General features: G+C 38.0%; 3 protein-coding genes. 2 read left to right on the top strand and 1 reads right to left on the bottom strand.

Going from position 1 to position 2,943, the window contains the following annotated elements; translation table 11 throughout:
* Together HRT72_03575 and HRT72_03570 are read left to right on the top strand one after the other, a co-directional pair.
* The coding region (locus HRT72_03575) for a hypothetical protein (GenBank protein NQY66786.1) at positions 1-1,197 on the top strand (1,197 nt) is incomplete at its 5' end.
* 21 nt (positions 1,198-1,218) lie between these two features.
* Positions 1,219-2,058 carry a hypothetical protein gene (locus HRT72_03570; GenBank protein NQY66785.1) on the top strand — a complete coding sequence of 280 codons (840 nt, stop codon included), beginning with the start codon at positions 1,219-1,221 and terminating at the stop codon, positions 2,056-2,058.
* Here HRT72_03570 and HRT72_03565 read toward each other — a convergent pair.
* Positions 2,045-2,943: glycosyl transferase family 1 (locus tag HRT72_03565; GenBank protein ID NQY66784.1), on the bottom strand; the 899-nt coding region annotated here is incomplete at its 5' end. The genes HRT72_03570 and HRT72_03565 overlap by 14 nt on opposite strands.

Genomic DNA, 2,943 nt, shown 5'->3' with positions numbered 1-2,943 from the left:
GCAATATATAGTCTTAACCTTTTCATCAATGCGGGTTCTTTTCAAAAATCCATGTTTGAGAAACTCAAGAAAGCAGGTTATATCTCTGCGGGTATTTGTTTGTTGGTTGGTCTAGGCGGAAGTCTGTTTTTTGACTTTTCGGGAGTATCTGATGCCCAATTAGCGCAACAAGGATGGCCGATTGAATCCCTCGAAAATGACAGAGAATCATTACTTAAAATAAGTGCATTCAAATCCCTAATCCTTATCGGGTTATCATTTGGAATTATTTACTTTTTCTTCAAACAAAAGATATCTAAACCGATGCTAATAGGAGGATTACTTCTCCTTTTCATATTCGACTTTGGAGTTGAAGGAAAAAAGTATTTAAACGCGGATAACTTTGTTAAAAAACGTGATGTAAACAAGGCACAGAAACCAACTACGGTCGACTTGGAAATATGGAGAGATAAAGATCCTAATTACCGTGTCTTCAACGTTACAGCCAATCCTTTTACAGATGCTATTACCTCTGCGAAACACAAATCTATTGGAGGGTATCATGGTGCTAAGCTTTTGAGGTACCAAGAGTTAATCGAAAGACATCTAAGCAAGAACAACATAAACGTTATCAATATGTTAAATGGCAGATACATGATTACGCCTAATGGGAAAACAGGAATCGTTGCCGCGAGTAGAAACCCAGGCGCACTAGGGAATGCTTGGTTTATTGATAATATCAATTGGGTCAAAAATGCCGATGAAGAAATTAACGCTTTAACCGATTTCAATCCAGCCTCCACGGTAATTATCGACCAACAATACAAAGAGTACATAGCTTTTGATGTTACTAAAAACAACACGATACTTTCAGATATCTCCTTGACAGACTATAAAGCAAACAAGCTCACTTACAGAGCAAATGTAGTTGGCGGTGAAGCCTTGGCTGTATTCTCTGAGATCTATTACGAAGGAGGTGACAACGATTGGAAAGTATTCATTGACGGAGTAGAAACGTCGCACATACGAGCAAACTACGTGCTTAGAGCATTGGCTATTCCAGCTGGTGAGCACGAAATTGTATTTGAATTTATTCCTTCGTCATACTTCTTAGGAGAAAAAATATCCTTTGCATCATCTATAATTCTAGCTCTACTATTATTAGGATCTATAGGTTGGGAAATCAAATTAAGGAATCAACCTCAAAAAGAATCTTAATGCAAACCACACTTTCGATTTATGGTTGAGCAGAAAATCATTTGGTTCGTATGGTTTCAGGGAAAAGATGCCATGCCAAGCTTGGTAAAAACATGTTATGACTCTTGGGTAAAGCATAACAGTGATTACCAATTCATCTTCCTCGATGAAAACAATTTCACCGATCACGTTACAATTGACTCACGTATAATTGATAACAAAAACCTAACGAGAGCGCACTTATCGGATGTAATCCGAATTAACTTACTCAATCAAAATGGAGGAGTTTGGGTAGACTCGACTTGCCTTTGCATGACCGCTTTAGAGTCATGGTTACCCAATTACCTTAACTCTGGTTTTTTTGCTTTTAGCAAACCCGGAAAAGACAGAATGCTATCGAACTGGTTTCTTGCATCAAATAAAGGAAATGAACTTCTCTCGACTATGACAGAGAAATTAAATTCTTATTGGCTTGTCAATCCAGATATTGGATTGGCGAATAATTCTCCTTTCCGAATGTTATGGTCGAATATATTTTCAAGAAAGGCGCTTTCCATGAATCCTTCCTTGTGGACGACCAACTTATTTACAGGCTTATTCAAAGTTTACCCCTACTACATCTTCCACTACCTATTCGAACAATGTTACAAGACAGATAAAGGGTTTAAAACTATTTGGGATGAAGCGAATAAAATATCGGCAGACATTCCGCATAAAATATTGAATTACGGTTTTAACACTAAAGTTGATAATGAGCTGAAAGAGTTTATCAACAGCAACATATCGCCTGTATTTAAACTATCTAACAAGCAACCGATAGAAACTAACCAATCTGATTCGGCAATCCAATACTTACTCAACCAATCAGCTAATCACGAATAGCCTTTTCAAACTGCGCGCACATGGCTTGCGTAAGCACTTTCCTATCGTACTGCTCAATTCCCCTAGAGTCTACTTTAAGCGCCCCGATTTTAAATTTCTCGTAAAGGGACTTAAGCTCAATCAACATTCCTGCTTCATCCTTAAACCCTACCGTAACTCCATGATTTGTTTTTTTGATGATTCGCGCACTGTCACCTTCAACGCTCCCAACAGTTAATATGGGTCGATTCGATTTTAAATACTCAAATATTTTTCCAGGCACCACACCCGAAATATTAGGTGTATCATTTAGTGCCAATAACAGAATAGCAGAATTTTGCTGCCTAAGAACTACTTCGTCGTGATTAAACCTATCTACCAACCTTGCCTTATCAATCAATTTAAAGCGCTCTAAATCCCCCAGAACGGTAAAATCTATAGCACCAACAAGTTCTATTTCAAGATCACTTGCAAACTCTCTATCACTTTCACATAACTCGCTAAGTACTTTCCAAAAAGCGGATGGGTTTCGATCGCGATTCATAGAACCCGTGTGTAATATTGAGAATTTTTTTATTTCAACGTCAACTTTATCATTAAAATCCTCGCTATCAAAACCATTTGTTATCACCTCCACATCCCGATTACCAATCTCCGACAAATCTTTTCCCCAGTTCCAACTAACCGTGGTTACCAAATCTGCCTCCACAAGTACTTCTTTTTCTAAACGACGATGTTTTGCATCTGCCCAAGAACTCAATTGCAATTCTCTGTAAAAATCAATGTTGGTCCATGGGTCACGAAAATCAGCTAACCACTTCACCCCTGTTGCTTTTTTCACCTTTTGAGCAATTAGATGCACAGTGTGTGGAGGACCAGTAGATACAATCAGATCAATATTGTTTT

It is taken from the genome of Flavobacteriales bacterium (assembly GCA_013214975.1).
Lineage (GTDB): Bacteria > Bacteroidota > Bacteroidia > DT-38 > DT-38 > DT-38.
Note: the sequence above shows the minus strand (reverse complement) of the source record. Positions and strands in the feature narration are given on the sequence as shown.

What these genes read in the sequence shown, in the direction of transcription:
- HRT72_03570 (NQY66785.1), top strand. Translation starts at nt 1,219, where the DNA reads ATGGTTGAGCAGAAAATCATTTGGTTCGTATGGTTTCAGGGAAAAGAT.